Annotated in this window: 1 protein-coding gene; it reads left to right on the forward strand. The window is 63.0% G+C overall.

The genetic code is table 11. The annotated features are described in order from the left end of the window. Window positions 1–1642 (forward strand): calcium-binding protein (locus ACYVGK_RS14545; RefSeq protein ID WP_460734960.1); only part of this gene is annotated, 1642 nt, incomplete at both ends.

The following is a 1642-nucleotide window of genomic DNA, read 5'->3' on the forward strand; positions in this document are numbered from 1 at the left end:
GCAACGGCAACGACACGCTGACGGGCAACAGCGGCAACGACACGCTGTACGGCGATGCCGGCAACGACACGTTGAACGGTGGTACCGGGGTGAACGTGCTGTACGGCGGCGCCGGCGACGACACGCTGACCGCGGACTACTACGGCGGCGTAGGCAACTCGTTCGAAGGTGGCACCGGCAACGACACGATCACCGGTACGTATTACGCCGACAAGTACGTGTTCAACCTGGGCGATGGCCAGGATCTGATCATCGACAACGGCTATGTCAACCCGTCGGCGACGTACAAGGACTCGCTGCGGTTCGGAGCGGGGATCGCGGCGGCGGATGTGACGGCGAGCAAGGTCGGCAACGACCTGGTGCTGACTCTGGCCAACGGCACGGACAAGGTGACGGTGAAGAACTGGTTCACCGGTCCGGAGAGCTGGCTGGAAGAGGTGGTGTTTGCCGATGGCACGGTGTGGACGGGCTTCGATGTCACCTACAACCGTGCGCTGGCCGGGACCAATGCGAACGACACGCTGGCGACCGTATACGGTACCGACGGCGTGCTGCACGGCGGCAACGGCAACGACACGCTGACCGGCAACAATGGCAATGACACGCTGTACGGCGATGCCGGCAACGACGTGTTGAACGGCGGCACCGGCGTGAACGTGCTGTACGGTGGCGCCGGCGACGACACCCTGACCGCGGACTACTACGGCGGCGTGGGCAACTCGTTCGAAGGTGGCACCGGCAACGACACGATCACCGGTACGTATTACGCCGACAAGTACGTGTTCAACCTGGGCGATGGCCAGGATCTGATCATCGACAACGGCTATGTCAACCCGTCGGCGACGTACAAGGACTCGCTGCGGTTCGGGGCGGGGATCGCGGCGGCGGATGTGACGGCGAGCAAGGTCGGCAACGACCTGGTGCTGACTCTGGCCAACGGCACGGACAAGGTGACGGTGAAGAACTGGTTCACCGGTCCGGAGAGCTGGCTGGAAGAGGTGGTGTTTGCCGATGGCACGGTGTGGACGGGGGATGAGCTTACTTATCGATTCGCTCAGGCGGGAACCAGCGGGAATGACACAATCAATGCCGTTGCTGGAACCAACGCGATTATCCACGGCCTGGATGGCAACGACACGCTGACCGGCAATAACGGCAACGACTTGCTGTACGGCGATGCCGGCAACGATGTGCTGAATGGCGGCACCGGCATCAACCTGCTGTACGGCGGCGCCGGCGACGACACCTTGACCGCGGACTACTACGGCGGCGTGGGCAACTCGTTCGAAGGTGGCACCGGCAACGACACGATCACCGGTACGTATTACGCCGACAAGTACGTGTTCAACCTGGGCGATGGCCAGGATCTGATCATCGACAACGGCTATGTCAACCCGTCGGCGACGTACAAGGACTCGCTGCGGTTCGGGGCGGGAATCGCGGCGGCGGACGTGACGGCGGCGAAGGTCGGCAACGACCTGGTGCTGACGCTGGCCAACGGCACGGACAAGGTGACGGTGAAGAACTGGTTCACCGGTCCGGAGAACTGGCTGGAAGAAGTGGTGTTCGCCGATGGCACGGTGTGGACGGGTTTCGATGTGACCTACAACCGTGCGTTGGCTGGGACCGACGCGAACCAGAC

The sequence above is a fragment of the Lysobacter tyrosinilyticus genome (assembly GCF_054779815.1).